Here is a 25,910-nt window from a genome sequence, read left to right as displayed (position 1 = left end):
GCGAGGACCGCGGCCGATCCCTCGAGTGGCCGCCTGCCCCGAAGTGCTCTTTCGTAGTGATTACGAACGAACAAGGATGAGTTACGCCCCACTTCGACAAGCCTCGACCAGTTGGAGGGCCCGTGCAGACCGATATCGATCCGCGCAACCTGATCGGCCGCAAGGCGTTCGACCGGAACGGGGCGAAGATCGGCACGATCGACGAGGTCTATCTCGACGACGCCACCGGCGCCCCGGAGTGGGCGGCCATACGCACCGGTCTGTTCAGCAGGGACGCGTTCGTCCCCCTGGAGCCCAGCGAGCTCACGAGCGACGGCACCCTGCGCATCCCCTTCGAGCGCTCCCTGATCAAGGACGCCCCCGATTTCGGCGTGGGCCGCCACCTCTCCCCCGAACAGGAACTCCAGCTCTACCACCACTACGGCCTTGACATCACGCCCCCGCAGTCCCCACCCCCACCGGACCAGGACTTCGGCCACATCGCGGGCCGGGAGACGCCCTGACCTTCACCGGCCGCCCCAGGCGACCGCGGCCGTCGCCGTACCGCCGTCACTGCGGCTCCAACGCCTCAGGCGAGGCCACCAGCGGCAAGGGCTCCGCGGGCTCCAGCTCCGGATCATCCGTACGGAACGTCCGCACCCGCCCCGGAACCGACGACTCCGGCGTCTCGAAACGCACCGTGACCCGCCCCAGGCCGCTGCCCTGCACCCACCCGTGCCCGTACTCGGCATGCCGCACATCGTGCCCGGCGGCCCACCGCCGCTCGGCCGGAGCGACCGGCACCTCCACCGTCTCGCCCACGCCCACGGCTTCCGCCGGAGCCTCCCCGGCCCGCTCCCCCTGCGCCTGCGCCTCGGCCTCCCGCTGCGTCTCCATGGCCTCCTCGGCCTCGGCCTGTGCCTGGGCCTGCGCGAAGAGATCCTCCTGCGTGTAGTCCGCGAGCCCCGTGACGCCCACCCCAAGGAGCCGCACGCCTCCGGTGGTGTCCACGGACTCGAGCAGCCGCGCGGCGGCCTCCCGCACCACTCCAGGGTCGTCCGTCGGCCCTCTCAGCGTCTCGGAGCGCGTCAGCGTCGAGAAGTCGAAGCGCCGCACCTTCAGGACGATGGTCCGCCCCGAGTGCCCTGCCGCCCGCAGCCGCTCCACACAGCGGTCGGCGAGCCGCGCCACCTCGCCCCTGACGCGTACCCGGTCATGGATGTCCACGTCGTACGTGTCCTCGACGCTGACCGACTTGGACTCCCGCTCCGCCACCACGGGCCGCTCGTCCCGCGCCAGCGCCATCGCGTACAGCGCGCTCCCGTGCGACTTCCCGAGGAGCCTGACGAGCTCGTCCTCGCCCGCCTCGGCGATCTCCCCGACCGTCATGATCCCGCCCCGCCGCAGATGGTCCCCGGTGGCAGGACCGACACCGGGCAGGGTCCGGACCGGCATCGGCGCCAGCAGGTCCCGCTCGGTCCCCGGCACTATGAGCCGCAGGCCGTCCGGCTTGGCATCCTCCGAGGCAATCTTCGCGAGCATCTTGCACGCGGCGAGCCCGACCGAGCCCGCGAGCCCCGTCACCGCCTTGATGTCCGCGCGCAACCGCTCGCCCACGGCGAGCGCCGACGCCTGGTCGTCGGCCACACCGCCCGCCTCCAGGTCGACGAAGGCCTCGTCCAGGCTGAGCGGCTCCACCAGCGGCGAAAGGTCCCGCAGCAGCGCCATCACCTGGTCGCTGATGTCGCGGTAGAGCGCGAAGCGCGGCACCAGATAGGCAGCATTGGGCACCAGGCGCCGCGCCTGCCCCATGGGCATCGCCGAGTGCACTCCGAACTTCCGCGCTTCGTACGAGGCCGTGGCCACCACACCCCGCGGTCCGAGCCCGCCCACCACCACGGCTTTCCCGCGCAGACTCGGCTTCGCGGCCTGCTCGGCAGACGCGTAGAAGGCATCCATGTCGAGATGCAGAATCGTGGGCGCGGTTCTCACACCTCTGATGCTGCCCTACGCCACTGACAACGCACCGGGATCGCCACCGACGCACCGAAGGCGTCGGCTCACGCACCAGAGGCGTCGGCTGCCTCACACGGCCCTGTTGCGCCGCCTCGCAAGCTCGTCGGCGGGGTTCTGCCGCACCAGCGTCTCCCCGGTGTCGATCCGCTCCCCGTGCAGCTGCGAGAGCGCCGCTTCCACGTCCCGCCACACGACGCCCACGGCGATCCCGAAGACCCCCTGACCGCCCTGGAGCAGCTCGTGGACCTCGTCGGGCGACGTGCACTCGTAGACCGTCGCGCCGTCGCACATGAGCGTCATACGCTCCAGATCCTGGAAACCGCGGTCGCGCAGATGCTGGACCGTGGTCCGGATGTTCTGCAGGGACACACCCGTGTCGAGGAACCGCTTCACGATCTTCAGGACGACGACGTCCCGGAAGCTGTAGAGCCGCTGGGTCCCCGACCCGCCCGCGGACCGGACACTGGGCTCGACGAGGCCCGTACGGGCCCAGTAGTCGAGCTGTCGGTACGTGATGCCGGCGGCCGCGCACGCGGTCGGCCCCCGGTAACCGATCTGTTCCTGTTCGGACTGTCCGGACGTGGCGTCCCCGCTCCCCTGAACCGCCATCGGCCTCTTCGGAGAGTGACCGGCCGCGCTGCTGGTAAGCGGATACGGACCGCCCATCGCCGTACCGTCGCCGCTGCTTCTCACGCCGACCTCCGTCCTTGACCTGCCTGCACGACGGTAGGCAGTCACCAGGGGCTCGTCAACGATCGCCACACTCGGCACGCCGAGTGATAATCACCCTAAGAGTGGTTTGCCGTATCGCACGACCGGGAAAGGCTGGCCGAATGGTCCGCCGGGACCCTTCGGAAGCGACGGACTACTGGCTGTTGGTACCGAAATCCTCGGGCGAGATCTGGTCGAGGAACTCGCGGAACTTCTCCACCTCGTCCTCCTGCTCGTCCGGGATGGCGATGCCCGCGTCGTCGAGGACACCGTCGCTGCCGTAGATCGGCGTTCCGGTGCGCAGAGCGAGCGCTATGGCGTCGGACGGCCGGGCGCTCACCTCGACTCCGCTGGCGAAGACCAGTTCCGCATAGAAGACCCCTTCTCGGAGGTCCGTGATGCGCACCTCGGTGAGCTCCTGTCCCACCGCCTCCAGCACGTCCTTGAACAGGTCGTGGGTCAGCGGCCGTGCGGGCGCCATCCCCTGCTGTGCGAAGGCGATCGCGGTCGCCTCACCTGGTCCGATCCAGATGGGGAGGTAACGATCGCCTCCCACTTCACGCAGGAGCACGATCGGTTGGTTGGAGGGCATTTCCACCCGGACACCTACGACGTCGAGCTCGTTCACACAGCAACCCTAGGACGTGCCCGGCCGGTTTGGGTAGTCGGGCACCCCCTGAGTCAGGGCAACCGCACTCCGAGCGCACTCTGCACCAGTGCAGAATGCAGCTTTCCTGTCAGCCCCGCGAGTTCCTTCGTACGCGCTTCCGCATGGGCTCTGGTCTGCGGATTACGGTGCCTGCGCAGCGGCGCCACGACCTGGTCGACGAGGCCGGCCTCGCGTTCCGCCGCCGACTTCATGGCGCGCAGATGTCTGGGCTCGATGCCGAACCGCCCGAGTTCGACGACGAGCGCGGCCACGGTGACGGCCTCCGCGTCGTAACCGCCGTCCGGCAAGGGCACGATGAGCCCATACGTCTCCCAGTCCGCGAGCTGCTCCGCGTCGATCTCGGCGGCGGCAAGGAGCTCGGCACGGCCCACCCGGGCAGCGGTGGGCTCATCGGCGTCACTCACGCCCCAGGCGTCACCCGGCTCGCGTGGCTGCCCCAGGGAGGGCAGAGGGGCCCGTTCTCCGCGCTCCAGGGCGTCCAGGTGCTCCCGGATGACCTTGAGCGGCAGATAGTGGTCCCGCTGCATCCGCAGGACGTGACCGAGCCGCTCGACGTCCTGCGGGCTGAACTTTCGGTAGCCGGAGGGCGTGCGCTCCGGCTCGATGAGCCCTTCCGACTCCAGGAAGCGGATCTTGGAGATCGTGACCTCGGGAAATTCGTCACGCAGCGCGTTCAACACAGCGCCGATGCTCATCAGCCGACGGTCCTCGGCGGCGGTGCCGTTCCCGGCACCGCCCCTCGGTGTTTGAAGCATGGACCTTCCTGACAGGTCAGATACCGATGCCCCGCTGGCTCGCGTAGAAGACCAGCCGGTACTTGCCGATCTGCACCTCGTCGCCGTTCGACAGCGCGACCGAGTCGATGCGCTCCCGATTGACGTACGTGCCGTTGAGGCTGCCCACGTCGGCGACGGTGAAGGAACCGTCCCCGAGACGACGGAACTCCACGTGGCGGCGCGACACGGTCACGTCGTCCAGGAAGATGTCGCTCTGCGGGTGACGCCCCGCCGTGGTCAGCTCGCCGTCCAGGAGGAAGCGGCTGCCCGAGTTCGGACCCCGGCGCACCACGAGGAGCGCGGAGCCGAGCGGCAGTGCGTCAACGGCGGCCTGGGCCTCCGGCGAGAGAGCGGGCGAGGCGGTCTGCCCCGTCACCTCTGCGTCGTAGGCCTCCAGGCCCGAGATGGAGATGGTGGAGGTCGTCTCGGAGGGACGCTCCGGCGCGGCCCCGGCCCGCAGCGGCGCGCCGCAGTTGGAGCAGAACCGGCTCGCCTCGGCGTTGCGGTTCCCGCACCTCGTACACACCAGGGCCATGGACGGATCCTCCTGCCGCGGCTGCCCCGCGGGGGCATTCGATGCGTACGGATCGGGGGTAAACCCTCCACCCGTACTTGAGGTTGACGGTTCTCCGAAACCTATGCGGCCCGGACCGGCAGGGTCAACAGACGACGCGCCCTGCGCGCCCGAAATGTCACCGCCTGGCCCACCGACCTGGTCACGGAACATCGGGCGCTCGGCGCCCTGTCCCTCGGATCCCTCGGCATCTCCATGGCGCGGGGCACGGTGCCGGGCAGTGGCGGGGTTGCCACTGTCCTCACGTGCGCTCTTGCCGAACAACTTCGCAAACAACTTCACGGGCGATTCCCCTTGACCGAAACAGACCCGCCCGTGGGGCAGGACGAACCCTGATTGCACACACCGGCGTACATCGGCAGCACAGACATCCTCACAACGTCCGCACCCGCCAAACAGTTTCCACCACGCACCACGCTTACGGTGCGCCGACCCCCCGCAACCTCATGCCCTCGACCGGCGGCCCCCATGCACCCCCGCCTCACTGGGACGACGACCGAGCGTAGTCAGGCCGCTTCGCCGCTCGCAAGGCGTCCACCACGATCTTCTCCGCTCGCGTCACGGTGACGGTGGCCTGCTCCTTCTCCAGAGTCTGCACCACGCCACCTGGGATGTTCAGTGCCGGCTCGAGGTCCTGCGGCTTGCCGATCACCTTGAACCGGTAGGGCTTGCCGACCTTGCGGCCGTCCACCCGGACACCACCACTGTCCGTATCCGACAGATAGGTGTTGGCCACTACGCGTACGTCATTGATCTGGATGGCCTCGGCACCCGCGGCGCGCAACTCCTGAATGGCGTCGAGCAGCATGTCCGCCTCAACCGAACCCTTCTTGTCATCGATGGTCAGCGTGATGCCAGGACCCTGCGCGGCCACGGTGCCCGCCAGAATGCCGAGTTGACGTTCTTTCTCGACCGTCTGCTTGCGGGCCTCCTCGGCCTGGTCCGAGCTGTTCTCGAGCCCGGTGCGCTGGTCCTCGAGACGCTGCTTCTCACTTTCCAGACGCTCTGTACGGTCATCCAGTTCATCGAGGATGCGTACGAGATCTTCCTGACGTGCGCCACGGAGCGCGCTGCTGTCGTTGTTGGACCGCACCTGGATGGCCAGACCGAGCCCCAGCACGAACAGCAGCAGGGCGACGATGAGTTGGGGGCGCGTGACGCGAGGCGGCCACAGCCCCTCCGCGAGCCGCTGACGGCCGCTGAGCGACGCCTGCTCGTCCTGCTGCCTGTCGTGCTGCTTGTCCTGCTGTTCGTCCGGCTCGGGCGCCGGTCCCTGCACGGGCTCCGCCGGCTTGGCGCCGTGCACCTCGGCGGGAAGCTCCTTGCCCCGGTTCTCGCCCCCGGGCGTCTCGTCCGTACCCATCCGCGTCACGCCCTGAAGATGTGTCGGCGGATGGCGGCGGCGTTGGAGAAGATCCGGATGCCGAGCACCACCACGACACCGGTGGAGAGCTGCGCGCCCACGCCCAACTTGTCGCCCAGGAACACGATCAGGGCGGCCACGACCACGTTCGAGAGGAACGACACCACGAAGACCTTGTCGTCGAAGATCCCGTCGAGCATCGCGCGCAGGCCTCCGAACACCGCGTCCAGTGCCGCCACCACGGCGATCGGAAGGTACGGCTCGACCACGGCCGGAACCTCGGGCCGGACCAACAATCCGGCCACGACTCCCACGACGAGGCCCAGTACGGCGATCACGATGTGCCCTTTCCTGCCTTCGGCTCTGCTGTACGTACGGTCACACTCGGTGCTGCCGGCAGTCGGACGTCTTCCTGGACGGAAATGCTGGTCCGTACGCCGAAGTTCTCCTGCAGAGCATGCAGATACTGACCGTCGCGACTGTTCTGGAATCTCGTGCTCAAGCGTTGCCCGTCACCCACGGCAAGCACCGTATACGGCGGCACGAGCGGCTTGTTGTCGACCAGTATCGCGTCACCCGCGGCCCTGATCGCCGACAGCGCCGTCAGCCGCTGGTCGTTGATGGCGATCGCCTCCGCGCCGGACTGCCACAGACCGTTGACGACCCGCTGCATGTCACGGTCGCGCACCCGTCCGGTGTCGGAGAACCCCGCGCTCTCCCGCGGCCCGCCCCCGCCCTGGTCGGCTTCCTTGGCGTCGTCCACCACAAGCTTCACACCGCGCCCATGGACCTTGGTGGCACCGGAGAGCAGGGACACCAACTCGCCCTGGCTACCCCCGTGTTTCTTCAGCGCCTCGCGCTGCCGTTCGCCCACATCGTCGCGAAGCGTCTCGACGTCACCTTCGAGCTCGTCGGCGTCCGAGGTCGCCGACTCGATGCGGTCGATGAGCTCCGCACGCTCCTTGGCGACGACCGGAGCCGCTATCCGCGCCTGCGCGGCTCCCACCGTCACCACCAGGGCCGCGAGCACAAGTCCGAGTGCGAGGCCGAGCTTCGCCCGAAGAGGACGCGGCACTTGAGAGGGGCCCTTCGCCTTCTTGCGGGCCGCTGCCTCGGCGTACCCCTCGTCCAGACTGTGGTCCATGACCGTGGTCAGCAGCGACATGGAGGCGTCCGGGCGCCGGGGGCGCGAGGGGGTGCTCCGAACGGGGGGCTGCTGCGGCATGCCGCACATCGTCGCACGTCGCGGGCGTTACCTCCGAATGGCCCCACCGGCGTGCCGGACGGCACCTCTCACAGGTGCCGTCCGGCCCACGCCACCGGTCAGCGACCGGCGCTGTCCACCACGGCGGACCACTCGTCGAGCAACGCCTGGGCGGAGGCGTCGTCGGGCCCCTCGGCCCACAAATGGGTGACGGCTTCGGCGGGGTCCGGCAGCACCAGCACCCACCGGCCATCGGTCTCCACGACCCGGACGCCATCGGTCGTGTCCACCGACCGCTCCCCCGCCGCCTCGACCACGGTCCGCATCACGAGCCCCTTGACCGCCCACGGCGTCGCGAGATCACGCTTCAGGACGTGGGCGCGCGGGATGCGCGCGTCGATCTGGCTGAGCGTGAGCTGTGTACGCGCCACGAGGCCGATGAGCCGCACAAAGGCGGCCGCACCGTCGAAGACGCTGCTGAACTCCGGAATGATGAATCCACCCCGGCCGTCTCCACCGAAGATCGTCGACTCGTCACGCCCCACGCGCGTCAGATCGTCGGGCGACGTCGTCGTCCAGTCGACCTGGGTCCCGTGGTACGCGGCCACCTGCTCGCCGATGCGCGTCGTCGTCACCGGCAGCGCGACCCGCCCACTGCGGCGTTCCGCGGCGACCAGGTCGAGCATGACGAGCAGCGCACGGTCGTCCTCGATGATCCGCCCCTTCTCGTCGACGAGCGAAAGCCGCTCGCCCACAGGGTCGAACCGCACACCGAAGTCGGCACGCGACGAGGCCACGATCTCGCCCAGCCGCACAAGCCCCGACCTGCGCGCTTCACGGGTCTCGGTCGGACGCGACTCGTCGAGACCCGGGTTGATGGTCAGCGCGTCGACGCCCAGCCGTCCGAGGAGGCTCGGCAGCACGAGGCCCGCGCTTCCGTTGGACGCGTCCACGACCACCTTCAGGTCGGACTCGGCCACACCTGTGGTGTCGACGTTGCGCAGCAGCGAACCGGTGTAGGAGTCGAAGACGCTGGACGGGAAGTGCAGGTCCCCGATCTCCCCGGGAAAGGCCCGCCGGTACTCCTGGCGCGCGTACACCCGGTCCAGCTTCCGCTGGCTCCCCTGCGAGAGGTCGGCCCCGCGCGCATCGAAGAACATGATGTCGACGGAGTCCGGAACCCCTGGCGTCGTCCGGATCATGATCCCGCCGGCACTGCCCCGAGCCGTCTGCTGCCGCGCCACGGGCAGCGGTACGTTCTCCAGGTCTCGTACGTCGATGGCGCTGGCCTGCAAGGCCGAGATGACCGCTCGCTTCAGCGCACGGGCGCCTCGCGAATGGTCACGGGCGGTGGTGACGGTCGAGCCCTTCTTCAGGGTCGTGGCATACGCCCCCGCAAGCCGCACGGCCAGCTCCGGCGTGATCTCCACGTTCAAGATCCCGGAGACTCCGCGCGCACCGAAGAGATGGGCCTGGCCCCGGGACTCCCAGATGACGGAGGTGTTGACGAATGCGCCGGCCTCGATCGTCTTGAACGGGTAGACCCGGACATTGCCCTGGATAATCGATTCCTCACCGACGAGGCACTCGTCGCCGATGACGGCACCGTCCTCGATGCGGGCGGCCCGCATGATGTCGGTGTTCCTGCCGATGACACAGCCCCGCAGGTTGCTGTGCTGGCCGATGTAGACGTTGTCGTGCACGACGGCCCTGTGCAGGAACGCACCCGTCTTGACCACCACGTTCGAGCCCACCACCGTGTGCTCGCGAATCTCGGCGTCGGCCTCGACCTTCGCGTAGTCGCCGATGTAGAGCGGCCCACGCAGCGTGGCGTCCGGGTGCACCTCGGCCCCTTCGGCGACCCACACACCGGGCGAGATCTCGAAGCCGTCGAGCTCGACGTCGACCTTGCGCTCCAGCACGTCGGCCTGAGCCTTGACGTAACTCTCGTGCGTGCCGACGTCCTCCCAATAGCCCTCGGCGATGTACCCGTAGACGGGCTTGCCTTCCTTCATGAGCTGGGGGAAGACGTCGCCGGACCAGTCCACCGACACGTCGGCGTCGACATAGTCGAAGACCTCGGGCTCCATCACGTAGATGCCCGTGTTCACCGTGTCGGAGAAGACCTGCCCCCAGGTCGGCTTCTCCAGGAAGCGCTCGACCTTTCCTTCTTCGTCCACGATGGTGATGCCAAATTCCAGCGGATTGGGAACGCGCGTCAGGCAGACGGTGACAAGCGCACCCTTCTCCTTGTGGAAGTTGATGAGCTCGGTCAGATCGAAATCTGTCAGAGCATCACCGGAGATCACGAGGAACGCATCATCCTTCAACGCTTCCTCGGCGTTCTTCACACTCCCGGCAGTGCCGAGTGGCTTCTCCTCATTGGCATAGGTGAGCTCCATTCCGAGCTCTTCACCATCGCCGAAGTAATTCTTGACCAGGGAAGCCAAGAACTGGACTGTTACTACGGTCTCGGTGAGCCCATGCCTCTTGAGCAGCCGCAGCACGTGCTCCATGATGGGCCTGTTGGCCACAGGCAGGAGCGGCTTGGGCATGCTCGAGGTCATAGGGCGAAGGCGCGTGCCTTCGCCTCCGGCCATTACGACGGCCTTCATGTCGGAAGCGTCCTCCTCAATAGACGACGATCTAGCCGACTTAGCCCGCCAAAATAGTCCCGTGAATGTCGCTTACGGGACTGCAAGCCTCTACAGCTGCCCAATCGGCAAGCTCAATCGGCCGTGGCGTCCGCACGGACAAGTCGGCGGACCTGAACCACGTAGAGGATCCCTGCCCACCAGTACAGAGTTGTACCCCATCCTGCGAACGCCCATCCGAAAATAGCAGCGAGAGTGCTGATCCAGCCACTTCCGTCGCTGAGGAGCAGTAGTGGAAAGGCGTACATCAGGTTGAAGGTGGCGGCCTTGCCCAGGAAGTTCACCTGGGGCGGCGGATAGCCGTGACGCCTGAGGATCCCGACCATCACCAGCAGAACCAGCTCGCGCAGGAGCAGCACCGCGGTCAGCCACAGCGGAAGAATCTCCCGCCACGTGAGCCCGAGCAATGTCGACAAAATGTAGAGCCGGTCGGCCGCGGGGTCGAGCAACCGCCCGAGGTTGCTGATCTGATTCCAGCGGCGGGCCAGCTTGCCGTCGAGATAGTCACTGATGCCGCTCAGCATCAGCACAAGGAGCGCCCAGTGGTCACTCTTGGGCCCGCCGAACTCCGGCCTGAGGATCAACCACAGGAAGAGGGGTACGCCAAGGAGACGCGCCATGCTGAGGATGTTCGGGATGGTGAGGACTCGGTCCGTCTGGACGCGAGTCTCCTGGACCTCCACCCGGGGGCCTCCTGTGGGAAACGAGCCGATGATGCCCCCTGACCTTACCCTCAGTTGTCAGCCGGCGGTGCAGAGGGGTAGTCAAGGCCCAGAAAGAGCCCGGAAAGGGTCCAGAAACACAAAAAGCCGTGGTCCCTGGACAATAAAGTCCAGGGACCACGGCTATAAATTGAGTTCGGCGGCGTCCTACTCTCCCACAGGGTCCCCCCTGCAGTACCATCGGCGCTGTGAGGCTTAGCTTCCGGGTTCGGAATGTAACCGGGCGTTTCCCTCACGCTATGACCACCGAAACACTATGAAACTGTCAACCGCACCGTAGTCGTAGCCCGACATACGGGGTTGTTCGTGGTTTCAGAACCAACACAGTGGACGCGAGCAACTGAGGACAAGCCCTCGGCCTATTAGTACCAGTCACCTCCACCCGTTGCCGGGCTTCCAGATCTGGCCTATCAACCCAGTCGTCTACTGGGAGCCTTAACCCCTCAAGGGGGTGGGAATACTCATCTCGAAGCAGGCTTCCCGCTTAGATGCTTTCAGCGGTTATCCTTTCCGAACGTAGCCAACCAGCCATGCCCTTGGCAGGACAACTGGCACACCAGAGGTTCGTCCGTCCCGGTCCTCTCGTACTAGGGACAGCCCTTCTCAATATTCCTACGCGCACAGCGGATAGGGACCGAACTGTCTCACGACGTTCTAAACCCAGCTCGCGTACCGCTTTAATGGGCGAACAGCCCAACCCTTGGGACCGACTCCAGCCCCAGGATGCGACGAGCCGACATCGAGGTGCCAAACCATCCCGTCGATATGGACTCTTGGGGAAGATCAGCCTGTTATCCCCGGGGTACCTTTTATCCGTTGAGCGACGGCGCTTCCACAAGCCACCGCCGGATCACTAGTCCCGACTTTCGTCCCTGCTCGACCCGTCGGTCTCACAGTCAAGCTCCCTTGTGCACTTACACTCAACACCTGATTACCAACCAGGCTGAGGGAACCTTTGGGCGCCTCCGTTACTCTTTAGGAGGCAACCGCCCCAGTTAAACTACCCATCAGACACTGTCCCTGATCCGGATCACGGACCCAGGTTAGACATCCAGCACGACCAGAGTGGTATTTCAACGTTGACTCCACGAACACTGGCGTGCCCGCTTCAAAGTCTCCCACCTATCCTACACAAGCCGAACCGAACACCAATATCAAACTGTAGTAAAGGTCCCGGGGTCTTTCCGTCCTGCTGCGCGAAACGAGCATCTTTACTCGTAGTGCAATTTCACCGGGCCTATGGTTGAGACAGTCGAGAAGTCGTTACGCCATTCGTGCAGGTCGGAACTTACCCGACAAGGAATTTCGCTACCTTAGGATGGTTATAGTTACCACCGCCGTTTACTGGCGCTTAAGTTCTCAGCTTCGCACACCCGAAAGTGCACTAACCGGTCCCCTTAACGTTCCAGCACCGGGCAGGCGTCAGTCCGTATACATCGCCTTACGGCTTCGCACGGACCTGTGTTTTTAGTAAACAGTCGCTTCTCGCTGGTCTCTGCGGCCACCCCCAGCTCACGGAGTAAATCCGATCACCAAAGATGGCCCCCCTTCTCCCGAAGTTACGGGGGCATTTTGCCGAGTTCCTTAACCATAGTTCACCCGAACGCCTCGGTATTCTCTACCTGACCACCTGAGTCGGTTTAGGGTACGGGCCGCCATGAAACTCGCTAGAGGCTTTTCTCGACAGCATAGGATCATCCACTTCACCACAATCGGCTCGGCATCAGGTCTCAGCCTTAATGTGCGACGGATTTACCTATCACACGGCCTACACCCTTACCCCGGGACTACCACCGCCCGGGCTGGACTACCTTCCTGCGTCACCCCATCACTCACCTACTACCACCTTGGGTCGGCGGCTCCACCACTTCCCTTTGCCCGAAGGCTCCAGGACGGCTTCACGGCCTTAGCATTAATGGGCTCGATGTTTGACGCTTCACAGCGGGTACCGGAATATCAACCGGTTATCCATCGACTACGCCTGTCGGCCTCGCCTTAGGTCCCGACTTACCCTGGGCAGATCAGCTTGACCCAGGAACCCTTAGTCAATCGGCGCACACGTTTCTCACGTATGTATCGCTACTCATGCCTGCATTCTCACTCGTGAACCGTCCACCACTAGCTTCCGCTGCAGCTTCACCCGGCACACGACGCTCCCCTACCCATCCCAGCAGGCGTTGGCCCTATATGCTGGAATGACACGACTTCGGCGGTACGCTTGAGCCCCGCTACATTGTCGGCGCGGAATCACTTGACCAGTGAGCTATTACGCACTCTTTCAAGGGTGGCTGCTTCTAAGCCAACCTCCTGGTTGTCTCTGCGACTCCACATCCTTTCCCACTTAGCGTACGCTTAGGGGCCTTAGTCGATGCTCTGGGCTGTTTCCCTCTCGACCATGGAGCTTATCCCCCACAGTCTCACTGCCGCGCTCTCACTTACCGGCATTCGGAGTTTGGCTAAGGTCAGTAACCCGGTAGGGCCCATCGCCTATCCAGTGCTCTACCTCCGGCAAGAAACACACGACGCTGCACCTAAATGCATTTCGGGGAGAACCAGCTATCACGGAGTTTGATTGGCCTTTCACCCCTAACCACAGGTCATCCCCCAGGTTTTCAACCCTGGTGGGTTCGGTCCTCCACGACCTCTTACAGCCGCTTCAACCTGCCCATGGCTAGATCACTCCGCTTCGGGTCTTGAGCGCGCTACTAAATCGCCCTATTCGGACTCGCTTTCGCTACGGCTTCCCCACACGGGTTAACCTCGCAACGCACCGCAAACTCGCAGGCTCATTCTTCAAAAGGCACGCAGTCACGACGTACAGCACAAGTGCTGCACGCGACGCTCCCACGGCTTGTAGGCACACGGTTTCAGGTACTATTTCACTCCGCTCCCGCGGTACTTTTCACCATTCCCTCACGGTACTATCCGCTATCGGTCACCAGGGAATATTTAGGCTTAACGGGTGGTCCCGCCAGATTCACACGGGATTTCTCGGGCCCCGTGCTACTTGGGTGTCTCTCAAACGAGCCGTTGATGTTTCGACTACGGGGGTCTTACCCTCTACGCCGGACCTTTCGCATGTCCTTCGCCTACACCAACGGTTTCTGACTCGTCTCACAGCCGGCAGACTGTGAAAGAGAGATCCCACAACCCCGCACACGCAACCCCTGCCGGGTCTCACACGTATACGGTTTGGCCTCATCCGGTTTCGCTCGCCACTACTCCCGGAATCACGGTTGTTTTCTCTTCCTGCGGGTACTGAGATGTTTCACTTCCCCGCGTTCCCTCCACACTGCCTATGTGTTCAGCAGCGGGTGACAGCCCATGACGACTGCCGGGTTTCCCCATTCGGAAACCCCCGGATCAAAGCCTGGTTGACGACTCCCCGGGGACTATCGTGGCCTCCCACGTCCTTCATCGGTTCCTGGTGCCAAGGCATCCACCGTGCGCCCTTAAAAACTTGGCCACAGATGCTCGCGTCCACTGTGCAGTTCTCAAACAACGACCAACCACCCGTCACCCCACTGGGAACCAGTGAGTACACCGGGGTCGGCAGCGAAGGCTGCCTTACGGCCATACCTTCAGATACCCAACAGCGTGCCCGGCCCAGCCGTCCATCACGTTCCGCGTTCCACGCCCCGAAGGACAGTACTTGCGACCCGAGTTGGCCAACTGTGCCGAATAGTCAACGTTCCACCCATGAGCAACCACCGTCGAACATTTGCCGACGAAGTGGCCTCTGACCAACCGGAGTTGGTAAGAAGTGCTCCTTAGAAAGGAGGTGATCCAGCCGCACCTTCCGGTACGGCTACCTTGTTACGACTTCGTCCCAATCGCCAGTCCCACCTTCGACAGCTCCCTCCCACAAGGGGTTGGGCCACCGGCTTCGGGTGTTACCGACTTTCGTGACGTGACGGGCGGTGTGTACAAGGCCCGGGAACGTATTCACCGCAGCAATGCTGATCTGCGATTACTAGCAACTCCGACTTCATGGGGTCGAGTTGCAGACCCCAATCCGAACTGAGACAGGCTTTTTGAGATTCGCTCCGCCTCGCGGCTTCGCAGCTCATTGTACCTGCCATTGTAGCACGTGTGCAGCCCAAGACATAAGGGGCATGATGACTTGACGTCGTCCCCACCTTCCTCCGAGTTGACCCCGGCAGTCTCCTGTGAGTCCCCATCACCCCGAAGGGCATGCTGGCAACACAGAACAAGGGTTGCGCTCGTTGCGGGACTTAACCCAACATCTCACGACACGAGCTGACGACAGCCATGCACCACCTGTATACCGACCACAAGGGGGGCACCATCTCTGATGCTTTCCGGTATATGTCAAGCCTTGGTAAGGTTCTTCGCGTTGCGTCGAATTAAGCCACATGCTCCGCTGCTTGTGCGGGCCCCCGTCAATTCCTTTGAGTTTTAGCCTTGCGGCCGTACTCCCCAGGCGGGGAACTTAATGCGTTAGCTGCGGCACCGACGACGTGGAATGTCGCCAACACCTAGTTCCCACCGTTTACGGCGTGGACTACCAGGGTATCTAATCCTGTTCGCTCCCCACGCTTTCGCTCCTCAGCGTCAGTAATGGCCCAGAGATCCGCCTTCGCCACCGGTGTTCCTCCTGATATCTGCGCATTTCACCGCTACACCAGGAATTCCGATCTCCCCTACCACACTCTAGCCTGCCCGTATCGACTGCAGACCCGGGGTTAAGCCCCGGGCTTTCACAACCGACGTGACAAGCCGCCTACGAGCTCTTTACGCCCAATAATTCCGGACAACGCTTGCGCCCTACGTATTACCGCGGCTGCTGGCACGTAGTTAGCCGGCGCTTCTTCTGCAGGTACCGTCACTTTCGCTTCTTCCCTGCTGAAAGAGGTTTACAACCCGAAGGCCGTCATCCCTCACGCGGCGTCGCTGCATCAGGCTTTCGCCCATTGTGCAATATTCCCCACTGCTGCCTCCCGTAGGAGTCTGGGCCGTGTCTCAGTCCCAGTGTGGCCGGTCGCCCTCTCAGGCCGGCTACCCGTCGTCGCCTTGGTGAGCTTCTACCTCACCAACTAGCTGATAGGCCGCGGGCTCATCCTGCACCGCCGGAGCTTTCAACCCCTCCCATGCGAGAGGGGATATCATCCGGTATTAGACCCCGTTTCCAGGGCTTGTCCCAGAGTGCAGGGCAGATTGCCCACGTGTTACTCACCCGTTCGCCACTAATCCACCCCGAAGGGCTTCATCGTTCGACTTGCATGTGTTAAGCACGCCGCCAGCGTTCGTCCTGAGCCAGGATCAAACTCTCCGTGAATGTTTACCCGTAATCGGGTGCGCATCCGCGTTGAGCGGAACCAGGAAGAGGAATAATCTTCCGGTTCACAGCGTCCTCGCTGATGTTTTCTTCAAAGGAACCTCGTCCCGACCATGACGGCCGGAGACGGGGTATCAACATATCTGGCGTTGACTTTTGGCACGCTGTTGAGTTCTCAAGGAACGGACGCTTCCTTTGTACTCACCCTCTCGGGCTTTCCTCCGGGCGCTTCCCTTCGGTGTTTCTTTTTGTTCTTCGTTCTTGCGTTTCCGACTCTATCAGACTCTTTCGTGTCCGATTTTCCTCGGTGCCTTTCAGGTTTCCGCTCCGGCCTTTCGGCTTTCGCGTTTCCCTTTCCGGCGGTTCCAAACTCTATCAGGACTTTCTCGGCTCCCTGACCACTCGACTGCGAGCACGCAGAAGCGGACCCAGGGATTAGGATCTGACTTGATAGATGCCGCCGAGTCCGGACGCTTGATCGCGTCGCTTGCCTCAGGCAGGAGTCCGACTGTACATGGGGCGTTGGGCGGGCGCAAATCGTTTGTGCAGTGCCCCTACTCAGTCATCCGGGACCTCTCGCGCGGAACCGGGACTTTTTATGACTTACTCTTCAGAACAGTGCGTCGTCCAGGACAGGCAGTGACGGCGGCTACGAATCTCCACCCCCTGGGAGGCTTGCCATGACCAGCGTGACGTCCCCGCTTGCCGGACGCGCCATTGGGCTCTCTGCAGTACCGGATCCCGTCTTCTCCGGCGCGATGGTCGGACCGGGCACCGCCATCGACCCCGTGCGCGAGCCCTCCGAGGCTATCGCCCCCGTCGACGGCATCGTCGTCTCGCTCCACCCCCATGCCTTCGTGGTCGTCGACGACCAGGGGCACGGCGTGCTGACGCACCTGGGCATCGACACCGTCCAGCTCAATGGCGAGGGCTTCGAGCTGCTCGTCAACAAGGGGGACACCGTTCAGCGCGGTCAGGCCATCGTGCGCTGGGACCCCGCGGCCGTCGAGGCGGCCGGCAAGTCTCCGGTCTGTCCGATCGTGGCACTCGAGGCCACTGCCGAGTCCCTCTCCGGCCTCGTGGAGGATGGCGACGTAAAGGCTGGGGACGCTCTCTTCAGCTGGAAGTGACGTCATCGCCGTCCCTGACGGCAGCTAGGACATCCACCGCGGCGGCTGGGCCCGTCGCTCTATCGGAGACGGGTGAAATGGAGACAACGCTGCGAGGCGTCGGCGTGAGCCACGGGGTGGCGATCGGCGAAGTTCGGCACATGGGGACGGCGGTGCTCGAGCCGCCTGCCAAGCAGATTCCCGCGGAGGAAGCGGAGCGCGAACAGGGGCGCGCCCGCCAGGCGGTGGAGGCTGTGGCTGCCGATCTCAATGCGCGCGGCAATCTGGCCGGTGGCGAGGCACAGCACGTGCTCGAGGCGCAGGCCATGATCGCCCAGGACCCCGAGCTCATGGCCGACGTCGACCGGCGCGTCACCGTCGGCAGCTCTGCGGAGCGCGCGATCTACGACGCGTTCTCCCACTACCGCGAGCTCCTCGCGGGCGCCGGCGAGTACATGGCCGGTCGCGTCGCTGACCTCGACGACGTGCGGAATCGTATCGTCGCCCGGCTCCTCGGGGTTCCGATGCCCGGTGTGCCGGACAGCGACGAGCCCTACGTCCTGATCGCGCGTGACCTCGCGCCTGCGGACACGGCTCTGCTCGACCCCGCGCTGGTGCTCGGCTTCGTCACCGAAGAGGGTGGGCCGACCAGTCACAGCGCGATTCTCGCGCGGGCGCTCGGTGTGCCCGCGATCGTCGCTCTGCCGGGTGCCGGTGAGCTGGCCGAGGGCACGGTGGTCGCCGTGGACGGCAGCACCGGTGAGATCTTCGTCGAGCCGAGCGCGGAGAAGCGCAGCCAGCTCGAGGCCTCGGCCGCCGAGCGCAAGGCCGCGCTCGCCGCTTCGACCGGTCCCGGTGCGACGTCCGACGGGCACAAGGTGCCGCTGCTCGCCAATGTCGGCGGTCCCGCGGACGTGCCGGCGGCGGTGGAGGCCGGGGCCGAGGGTGTCGGTCTCTTCCGGACCGAGTTCCTCTTCCTCGACGACAGCACCAAGGCGCCGTCGGAGGAGAAGCAGGTCGACGCGTACCGCAAGGTGCTCGAGGCCTTCCCCGAGGGGCGCGTCGTCGTACGTGTCCTGGACGCGGGTGCCGACAAACCGCTCGACTTCCTGACGCCCGGCGATGAGCCGAACCCGGCGCTCGGCGTGCGTGGGCTGCGGTCGCTCCTTGAGCACCCGGATGTGCTGCGTACGCAGCTGACGGCGCTGGCCAAGGCAGTGGAAGGGCTGCCGGTCTACCTCGAGGTCATGGCGCCGATGGTCGCCGACCGCATCGACGCCAAGGCGTTCGCCGACGCGTGCCGTGAGGCGGGGCTGCAGGCGAAGTTCGGTGCCATGGTGGAGATTCCGTCGGCCGCGCTGCGGGCGCGCTCGATCCTCCAGGAGGTCGAGTTCCTCTCGCTCGGCACCAACGACCTCGCGCAGTACGCCTTCGCGGCCGACCGTCAGGTGGGCGCTGTGTCCCGGCTCCAGGACCCGTGGCAGCCCGCGCTGCTCGACCTGGTCGCGCTGTCCGCCGACGCGGCAAGGGCCGAGGGCAAAAGCTGTGGTGTCTGTGGCGAGGCTGCGTCCGACCCGCTGCTCGCGTGTGTGCTGACCGGTCTCGGCGTCACCTCCCTGTCGATGGGTGCGGCGTCCATTCCTTACGTGCGGGCGACGCTGGGCAAGTACACACTGGCCCAGTGCGAGCGTGCGGCTGCAGCGGCGCGTGCCGCGGACAGCGCCGAGGAGGCGCGGAAGGCCGCGCAGGCGGTTCTGTCCGGCGAGTAAGCAGGAGTCAGGTCTGTGAGGGGCGCTCCATCCGCGTACGGGTGGGGCGCCCCTCGGCTTTCAGTGCCGGTGTCCTTCTTCGGGTGCGTCGTCCCCGATGGGTGGTGCGGCGCAGTAGTCGACGCCGGATTCCGGGGCGACGAGGTCTCCTGAGACCGCGTCGGTGCAGTAGGCGTCGAAGACCTCGGCCGCGGTGAGAGGCAGGAGTCGATCGCCGTGCAGGCGCCAGCCCTGGACGCGGTCGGGCCTGCCGTCCGCGGTGGTGCGCATGACCAGGCCCGCGGCGCTGTGGGTGGCGATGCCGACCGCGAGGACCGTGGTGAATTCCAGAGCTTCGGTCTCGTCGAGTTGCGCGTTGCCCTCGGTGTCCTGTGCGGCGTGCAGTGCGGCGAGGAGTGTCTCCGGGGCGGCGGGCACGCTGCAGACGAGGTGGCGGGTGCCGGGTCCTGAGGTGTCGAGCAGCTGGACGAGCAGGTCCGCGGCCCGGCCGAAGGCGGCTCGGCCGATGTCCTCGCCGCAGACGGCGCAGGTGCCGAGGCGGGCCAGGAGCATCGTCGCGTACTCCCAGGTGGCCTGGCGGACCGCCTCGTCGACCAGGTCGGGGAGGAGAGCGGAGAGGGGCTGGCCGTCGTACGGCACGGTGGGCCCGATGGCGGCGAGCTCTGCGGTGAAGCGGGTGCGGCTTGCCGGGGCGTCCGGGTCCAGGCCGGCCTCTGCGCAGTATTCCTCGTACTCCTCCGGGTCGAAGAGCGCGATGGTCGTGTGTCCGCCCTCGGACGCGAGTGACCTGAGGAGGCCTTCGGCCTGGCGGAGGTAGGTCTTGTGGTCGTCGAACGTGAAGGTGCGGTAGCGGCGCATCGCCGCGAAGTCGTCCTCGTCGGCCAACAGGCCGATGGTTCCGGCGACTTCGCGGCGCAGTGCGCGTCGCATGGTGGTGTGTTGCGTGCGAGCCATGGTTCCCCCTGCGGTCCGTCGATCAATGCTCACTCAGAGTAATGGGGGGCACTGACAACGGCCGCTGGGGCGGGGGATCAGGAGCGCTTGCGGGCCAGTTCCTCGTAGAAGCGGAGCAGGTCGAGGTTGTCCACCGAGCCGGGGTTGACCGCCTTGTCCAGTGCGGTGCCCTGGAGCAGCCGCTTGACCGGGACCTCGATGCGCTTGCCGGTGAGGGTGTGCGGGATGCCGGGGACCTCGATGACCTCGTCGGGGACGTGGCGCGGGGAGAGCTGTGCGCGGATCGTCTGCTTGATGCGGTCGCGGAGGCCGTCGTCGAGGGTGGCGCCGGGGGCGAGGTGGATGAAGAGGGGCATCCAGTAGCCGCCGTCGGGCTGTTCGACGCCGATGACGAGGGATTCGCGGATCTCCGGGAGCCGTTCGACGGCTTCGTAGATGTCGGCCGAACCCATGCGTACGCCTTGGCGGTTGAGCGTGGAGTCGGAGCGGCCGTGGATGACGACCGAGCCGTGCGAGGTCACGGTGATCCAGTCGCCGTGGCGCCAGACGCCGGGGTAGGTGTCGAAGTAGCTGTCGTGGTAGCGGCTGCCGTCCGGGTCGTTCCAGAAGTGGATGGGCATGGACGGCATCGGGTTGGTGACCACGAGCTCGCCGACCTCGCCGATGAGGGGCTTGCCCTGGGGGTCCCAGGCCTGCAGGTCCGTGCCGAGGCCGGGGGCCTGGAGCTCGCCGATGTGGACGGGCAGGGTCGGTACGGCTCCGGCGAAGCAGGAGCAGACGTCCGTGCCGCCGCTGACCGAGGCCATCCAGAGGCCGCCGGGGGTGCCCTCGAACTCGTCGTGCAGCCAGCGGAATCCGTCGGGCGGCAGCGGGGAGCCCGTGGTGGCGACGCACTGGATGGTGGAGAGGTCGAAGTCGCGGGCCGGGTGCACGCCCGCCTTGCGGCAAGCCATGACGTACGCCGCCGATGTGCCGAAGAGCGTGGCCTTCGTGCGTTCGGCGATGCGCCACTGGGCGCCGGTGTCGGGATAGCCGGGGCTGCCGTCGTAGAGGACGATCGTGGTGCCGGTGAGGAGGCCGGAGACGAGGAAGTTCCACATCATCCAGCCGGTGGAGGTGTACCAGAAGAAGCGGTCGTCGGGGCCCAGGTCGCAGTGCAGGCCCAGCTGCTTGAGGTGTTCGACGAGGATGCCGCCCTGGGACTGGACGATGGCCTTGGGCAGGCCCGTCGTGCCGGACGAGTAGAGCACCCACAGGGGGTGGTCGAACGGGACCGGTTCGAAGACGGGGGCCGTGTCCGATGCGGTGAGGGCGGCCCAGTCCAGGGCGCCTTCGGGGGCTTCGGTGCCCAGGAGCGGGATGTGGACGACGGCGCGCAGGGTGGGCAGTTCGCGGCGGAGCTCTGCGACGGCGTCGCGGCGGTCGTGCTCCTTGCCGCCGTAGCGGTAGCCGTCGACGGTGAACAGGACGACCGGTTCGACCTGCTGGAAGCGGTCGAGGACGCTGCGGGCGCCGAAGTCCGGGGCGCAGGAGGTCCAGACGGCGCCGACGGCCGCGGTGGCCAGGAGGGCGACGACGGCCTGCGGGATGTTGGGGACGTAGCCGCTGACGCGGTCTCCGGGGCGCACGCCGAGTCCGCGCAGCTCCGCCGCCAGGGAGCCGACTTGGCGGCGCAGCTCGCCCCAGGTCATGGTGGCCGGCTCATGGGTCTCGTCAACATGGAGGAGAGCCGGGTCGCTCATGCGCGTGGGGTCTTCGGCGGCGCGCAGTGCGTGTTCGGCGTAGTTCAGCGTGGCTCCGGGGAACCACTCGGCACCCGGCATCGAGCGGTCGCCGAGTACGCGCGCGTAGGGCGTCGAGAACCGCACCTCGAACCAGTCGGTGACCGCTTTCCAGAACGTGTCCAGTTCGTCCACGGACCAGCGGTGCAGTGCCGCGTAGCCGCCGTCGGCGGGTGCTCCGTGGTGTTCGGCGGCCCAGGCCTGGAAGCGCGTGACCTGCGCGGCGGCGATCCGTTCCTGATCGGGCTGCCAGAGCGGCGAGGGGTTCGCTGAGGACATTGGGGCGGCTCCCGGACTGTACGCGTCGTATGCGTGTGTGGTGCGCGCGTGCTGGATTGTGCGCGCGACACGGCTGACAGGGACGATGCCACGTGATCGATTTCGACACCAGGGTGTGCCTCACACAGTCGGCGTGGCGACTATGTGCCGTCACCCCAGGTGAACGGCAGTTGAACGATCCACACGCGCGGCTGCTTCGGTGGCAGGGTGAGCAGCATGAACGGTCGTGACCTGGTGCGTTCGATGAAGGCGGTCAGCTTGGTCGGTACGGCGCAGGGGTTGCGTGCGGTGCGGTCATCTTGGCGCAGGCGACGGGTGGACGCGGTCGGGCTCGCCCCCCGGGGTGTCGAGCGCGCGCGGACGCCCGGTCCGGTGACGGGTGTGGAGCCGGGGCCCGGCGGCGGGGTGGTGCGGTTCGCCCGTTCCGAGCTGCGGGTGCGGGTCACGACGGGCGGGGCCATCTTCTGGGGCTGGGACGGTGCGGAGCCCGATCCTTCGCACGCGCTCGTCAGCGGGAGCCCCGAGGCGGACCCGCGGGCCGTCCTCGAACCGGACAAGGAGGGCGGCTGGCGGGTGGTGTCGGAGCGGGCGACGGTGGTCGTCTCGCGGCTCGGCGCCGTGGAGCTGCGCACGCCCGGTGGCCTGATGCTGCGCCGCGATCTGCCGCCGCGCTGGTGGGAGCCGGTCGACGGAGGCGCGGGGCACTGGTCGCAGCGCTCGCAAGTGGCGGCGGACGCGCGGTTCTTCGGGCTGGGGGGCCGCGCGCGGGGGCCGCGGCTGCGGAACGGGACGTATCGCATGTGGAACACCGATCCGGGGGGCTCGTTCGGGCCCGGTGACGGTCCCTTGTACATCACCATGCCCGTGCAGCTCGTGGTGGCCGACGTCGGCTGTCATCTGGTGTTCCACGACAACACGTGGGACGGCTCCGTGACGGTGCGCGAGGGCGAGGAGGGTGCCGGTTCCGGGCACGACAGGGCGGGTGCGTGCGAGGTGCGCATGGACGGGGGGCCGCTGCGGTGCTGGGTCGTCGTGGGCACCCCCGCGCGCGTGCTGCACACCTGGGCCTCGCTCACCGGGCCGCCCGCGCTGCCTCCCGCGTGGGCGCTCGGGCACCATCACGCGCGGTGGGGCTTCGGCGGTGAGCAGGAGGTGCGGCGGATCGTCGCGGGCTACCGGGAGCGGGGGCTGCCGCTGGACGCGGTCCATCTGGACATCGATCACTACGAAGCGCATCAGGTGTTCACCGTCGACAAGGAGACCTATCCCCATCTGCCGCAGCTGGCCGACGAGTTGCTCGCTGACGGCGTACGTCTGGTGTCGATCGTGGACCCCGCCGTGAAGGCCGAGCCGGGCAATGAGGTCTACGACAGCGGCAGGGCGACGGACGCCTTCGTGCGGGATGCCGCGGGGCGGACGGTGCACGGGGTCGTCTGGCCGGGCCAGGCGGTGTATCCGGACTTCACGGACGCGCGGGTGCGGGCGTGGTGGGGCGGCCTCTACAAGGAGCGGCTCGCCCAGGGGTTCGCGGGTTTCTGGCACGACATGAACGAGCCGGTGTCCTTCGCCGCCTTCGGGGAGCCGACGCTGCCCCGCTCGGCCCGGCACGCCCTGGAGGGGCGCGGTGGCGACCACCGTGAGGCGCACAACGTGTACGGCCTGGGCATGGCCCGTGCCGGGTACGAAGGGCTGTGCGAACTGCATCCCCAGGAGCGGCCGTTCCTCTTCTCGCGCTCCGGGTGGGCGGGGATGCAGCGCTACGGAGGGACGTGGTCCGGGGATGTGGCCACGGGGTGGCCGGGTCTGCGGGCATCCCTGTCGCTGGTTCTCGGCCTGGGGCTGTGCGGTGTGCCGTACTCGGGTCCTGATGTGGGCGGGTTCGACGGCAGCCCGTCGCCGGAGCTGTATCTGCGGTGGTTCCAGCTCGGTTCGCGTCTGCCGCTGTTCCGTACGCATGCCGCGCTGCGGGCCGGGCGCAGGGAGCCCTGGGAGTTCGGTCCCGATGTGCTCGAGCACGCGCGCGTGGCGCTCGTCGAACGCAGGCGGCTGCTGCCGTACTTCGTGACACTCGCGCATCTGGCGCGGCGTACGGGTACGCCGTATGTGCGGCCCTTGTGGTGGGGCAATCCTGAGGACCGTGCGCTGCGTGACTGCGAGGACGCGTTCCTGCTCGGGGACTGTCTGTTGGTGGCGCCGGTGTTCGAGCCGGGGGCCGTTCGCCGTACGGTGCGGCTGCCACCGGGACGTTGGTACGACACGGCGACCGGCCAGGCGTACGAGGGCCCCGCCCACGTGCTCCTGGAGGCGCCGCTGTCCCGGATCCCGGTGCTCGCGCGGGCCGGCGGGGTGCTGCCGGTGCGGGGCGCCGACGGCGGGCTCGAGCTGGAGGTGTGGGCGCCCGCCCCGGGGCGTACGGGCGGCGGCCTGGTGGTCGCGGACGCGGGTGACGGCTGGGAGGAGCCGGAGATCGAGCGGTTCGCCGCGCGGTGGGTCGGCGGGCGTGTGGTGGTCGAGCGGGACGGCCGGGACGGCGAGGAGGCCGCGGGTGAGGTCGGGCTGCCGGTGACGGTGCGGGGGCTGCCGCAGCCTCAGATGTAGCGCCCTTCGAACCAGGCCCGCACCACCGACGTGTGCAGCGGGAAGGCCAGTTCGGCCGGGCGGTGCAGCAGGTGCCAGCCTTCGGTCTCGTCCGTCGGTGCGGGGTCCGGCAGCTCGGCCACCGGGCGCTCGGGCAGGACCCCGAAGAGCAGCAGGTATCCGTCGGGTGCGCTGAGCGCCTCCGCGAGGCGGACGTCGCGGCTCGCCGCGCTGATGCCGGTCTCCTCCTTGAGCTCGCGGACGACGGCGTCCCGCCAGTCCTCCCGGTCGTCGACGAACCCTCCGGGCAGGGCCACTCCCCCGCGCGCGGGGGCGATGGTCCGGGTCACGACGACGAGGGCGGTGCCCTTGGTGTCGTACACGGGCTGCACCGCCACCGCTACGGGCAGCGGATTGCGGTAGGCCACCGTGCCGCAGGCCGCGCAGGTGCGGGGCCAGGCGGAGCCGTGCTCCCCGTAGGGCGTCCCGCAGCTCGAACAGTGGGAGCCCGGGGCGGGGTCGGCGTGGTGCTGTGATGCGGGGTCGGCGTGGTGCTGTGAGGCGGACACGCCGCGGACTGTATCCGATCACCCGTCCGATCACTCCGGTGACGGTCTTTCCCTCCGGGGCCGGATCCTGATAAATGCAGGGTTCATGACAGGACTTGCCCCCGCCCTGCGGAATCTCGCCGTCACCGCCACCGCCCTCGTGGCCGTGGCCGCCGCCCCCGCGCCCGCCCACGCCAAGCCTGAACCCAAGGCCCCGGATGAGTTCGTCGCGTTGCGCGACGTCGACCCGACGATCATCCAGGAGATGCGCTACTTCACACCGCACAACTTCGTGGGCGAGCCCATCGACGGCTACAAGAAGCCGATGTGCATCCTCACGGAGCCCGCGGCGAAGGCACTGCACAAGGCTCAGCGCACGCTGCTGCGCAAGGGCTACTCCCTGAAGGTGTACGACTGTTACCGCCCGCAGCGGGCGGTGGACCAGTTCGTGCGCTGGGCCGAGGACCTCGGCGACGTACGCATGAAGGCGGAGTTCTATCCCCATGTCGACAAGTCGCGGTTGTTCGAGGACGGCTACATCGCGGCGAAGTCCGGGCACAGCCGCGGCTCGACGCTCGATCTGACGGTCGTGAAGCTGCCCGCCCTGCCGACACGTCCGTACATCCCCGGCGAGGCGCTCAAGCCCTGCTTCGGGCCCCAGGCCGAGCGGTTCCCGGACAACTCCGTGGACATGGGGACGGGCTTCGACTGTTTCGACACCCTCTCCCACACGGACGACCCCCGGATCACCGGGAAGCAGCGCGCCAACCGCGATCTGCTGCGCGGCGCGCTGACCAAGGTCGGCTTCGCGAACCTTCCCGAGGAGTGGTGGCACTTCACGTACAAGCCCGAGCTCTTCCCCGACACCTACTTCGACTTTCCCGTGACGCGCCGCTCGCTGGGCGGGAAGTAGCGAGTGCCGCAC

General features: G+C 66.7%; 17 protein-coding genes, 3 rRNA genes and 1 pseudogene. 5 read left to right on the top strand and 16 right to left on the bottom strand.

Annotated features, from left to right (window positions below):
* Positions 1 to 122: 122 nt before the first annotated feature.
* Positions 123 to 503, top strand: coding sequence for a PRC-barrel domain-containing protein (locus M4V62_RS35285; protein WP_249591234.1), 381 nt, complete (start codon positions 123 to 125; stop codon positions 501 to 503).
* Here M4V62_RS35285 and M4V62_RS35280 read toward each other — a convergent pair.
* The 13 genes and pseudogenes from M4V62_RS35280 to M4V62_RS35220 form a co-directional block, all read right to left on the bottom strand.
* Positions 419 to 1,971: pseudogene (locus M4V62_RS35280) on the bottom strand (DNA polymerase IV). The gene M4V62_RS35285 and the pseudogene M4V62_RS35280 sit on opposite strands and share 85 nt — an antisense overlap.
* Before the next feature lie 93 nt (positions 1,972 to 2,064).
* Positions 2,065 to 2,688 carry a MerR family transcriptional regulator gene (locus M4V62_RS35275; protein ID WP_249591232.1) on the bottom strand — a complete coding sequence of 208 codons (624 nt, stop codon included), beginning with the start codon at positions 2,686 to 2,688 and terminating at the stop codon, positions 2,065 to 2,067.
* Between the two features lie 172 nt (positions 2,689 to 2,860).
* Complete coding sequence (locus tag M4V62_RS35270; RefSeq protein WP_006123076.1) at positions 2,861 to 3,334, bottom strand: bifunctional nuclease family protein; 474 nt, start codon at positions 3,332 to 3,334, stop codon at positions 2,861 to 2,863.
* Between the two features lie 53 nt (positions 3,335 to 3,387).
* Complete coding sequence (gene ftsR, locus M4V62_RS35265; protein ID WP_249591231.1) at positions 3,388 to 4,131, bottom strand: transcriptional regulator FtsR; 744 nt, start codon at positions 4,129 to 4,131, stop codon at positions 3,388 to 3,390.
* Positions 4,132 to 4,147: 16 nt separating this feature from the next.
* Complete coding sequence (locus M4V62_RS35260; RefSeq protein ID WP_249593143.1) at positions 4,148 to 5,125, bottom strand: FHA domain-containing protein; 978 nt, start codon at positions 5,123 to 5,125, stop codon at positions 4,148 to 4,150.
* A gap of 82 nt (positions 5,126 to 5,207) precedes the next feature.
* Entirely contained in the window at positions 5,208 to 6,089 is an 882-nt protein-coding gene (locus M4V62_RS35255) for a DUF881 domain-containing protein (RefSeq protein WP_249591230.1), read from the bottom strand.
* 5 nt (positions 6,090 to 6,094) lie between these two features.
* The gene (locus M4V62_RS35250) at positions 6,095 to 6,427 is read right to left on the bottom strand and encodes a small basic family protein (RefSeq protein WP_030794354.1); all 333 of its coding nucleotides are present in this window, start codon (positions 6,425 to 6,427) and stop codon (positions 6,095 to 6,097) included.
* Positions 6,424 to 7,323 (bottom strand): DUF881 domain-containing protein, encoded by a 900-nt coding sequence (locus M4V62_RS35245; protein WP_249591229.1) that lies wholly within the window; start codon positions 7,321 to 7,323, stop codon positions 6,424 to 6,426. The genes M4V62_RS35250 and M4V62_RS35245 overlap by 4 nt, the downstream gene beginning before the upstream one ends.
* Before the next feature lie 89 nt (positions 7,324 to 7,412).
* A complete protein-coding gene (locus tag M4V62_RS35240) occupies positions 7,413 to 9,908 on the bottom strand; it encodes a mannose-1-phosphate guanyltransferase (RefSeq protein WP_249591228.1) in 2,496 nt (831 codons plus the stop codon).
* 113 nt (positions 9,909 to 10,021) lie between these two features.
* Positions 10,022 to 10,630, bottom strand: a complete 609-nt coding sequence (gene clsA, locus M4V62_RS35235) for a cardiolipin synthase ClsA (protein WP_249591227.1) — start codon at positions 10,628 to 10,630, stop codon at positions 10,022 to 10,024.
* Between the two features lie 173 nt (positions 10,631 to 10,803).
* Positions 10,804 to 10,920 (bottom strand): 5S ribosomal RNA (rrf, locus tag M4V62_RS35230).
* A gap of 91 nt (positions 10,921 to 11,011) precedes the next feature.
* Positions 11,012 to 14,135: ribosomal RNA gene (locus M4V62_RS35225) — 23S ribosomal RNA — on the bottom strand.
* Positions 14,136 to 14,443: 308 nt separating this feature from the next.
* Positions 14,444 to 15,968, bottom strand: a 16S ribosomal RNA gene (locus tag M4V62_RS35220).
* Together the 16S, 23S and 5S rRNA genes form the textbook arrangement of a ribosomal RNA operon.
* A gap of 680 nt (positions 15,969 to 16,648) precedes the next feature.
* Here M4V62_RS35220 and M4V62_RS35215 point away from each other — a divergent pair.
* Both M4V62_RS35215 and ptsP read left to right on the top strand, forming a co-directional pair.
* Positions 16,649 to 17,098, top strand: coding sequence for a PTS sugar transporter subunit IIA (locus M4V62_RS35215; RefSeq protein ID WP_249591226.1), 450 nt, complete (start codon positions 16,649 to 16,651; stop codon positions 17,096 to 17,098).
* A 77-nt stretch (positions 17,099 to 17,175) separates the two neighbouring features.
* Positions 17,176 to 18,846 (top strand): phosphoenolpyruvate--protein phosphotransferase, encoded by a 1,671-nt coding sequence (gene ptsP / locus M4V62_RS35210; RefSeq protein ID WP_249591225.1) that lies wholly within the window; start codon positions 17,176 to 17,178, stop codon positions 18,844 to 18,846.
* Between the two features lie 60 nt (positions 18,847 to 18,906).
* On the opposite strand, the gene M4V62_RS35205 is transcribed toward ptsP, so the two are convergent.
* Both M4V62_RS35205 and M4V62_RS35200 read right to left on the bottom strand, forming a co-directional pair.
* Positions 18,907 to 19,800 carry a hypothetical protein gene (locus tag M4V62_RS35205; RefSeq protein ID WP_249591224.1) on the bottom strand — a complete coding sequence of 298 codons (894 nt, stop codon included), beginning with the start codon at positions 19,798 to 19,800 and terminating at the stop codon, positions 18,907 to 18,909.
* 77 nt (positions 19,801 to 19,877) lie between these two features.
* A complete protein-coding gene (locus M4V62_RS35200) occupies positions 19,878 to 21,860 on the bottom strand; it encodes an acetoacetate--CoA ligase (RefSeq protein WP_249591223.1) in 1,983 nt (660 codons plus the stop codon).
* A 216-nt stretch (positions 21,861 to 22,076) separates the two neighbouring features.
* Between M4V62_RS35200 and M4V62_RS35195 the strand changes: the two genes are divergently transcribed.
* On the top strand, positions 22,077 to 24,458 hold the full coding sequence (locus M4V62_RS35195; RefSeq protein ID WP_249591222.1) for a glycoside hydrolase family 31 protein: 2,382 nt from the start codon (positions 22,077 to 22,079) through the stop codon (positions 24,456 to 24,458).
* On the opposite strand, the gene M4V62_RS35190 is transcribed toward M4V62_RS35195, so the two are convergent.
* Positions 24,449 to 25,006, bottom strand: coding sequence for an NUDIX domain-containing protein (locus M4V62_RS35190; RefSeq protein ID WP_249591221.1), 558 nt, complete (start codon positions 25,004 to 25,006; stop codon positions 24,449 to 24,451). The genes M4V62_RS35195 and M4V62_RS35190 overlap by 10 nt on opposite strands.
* An 85-nt stretch (positions 25,007 to 25,091) precedes the next feature.
* On the opposite strand from M4V62_RS35190, the gene M4V62_RS35185 reads away from it, so the two are divergent.
* Positions 25,092 to 25,898 carry a M15 family metallopeptidase gene (locus M4V62_RS35185; RefSeq protein ID WP_249591220.1) on the top strand — a complete coding sequence of 269 codons (807 nt, stop codon included), beginning with the start codon at positions 25,092 to 25,094 and terminating at the stop codon, positions 25,896 to 25,898.
* The last annotated feature ends 12 nt before the right edge of the window (positions 25,899 to 25,910 follow it).

The organism is Streptomyces durmitorensis (genome assembly GCF_023498005.1).
Taxonomy (GTDB): Bacteria; Actinomycetota; Actinomycetes; order Streptomycetales; family Streptomycetaceae; genus Streptomyces; species Streptomyces durmitorensis.
Note: the sequence above shows the minus strand (reverse complement) of the source record. Positions and strands in the feature narration are given on the sequence as shown.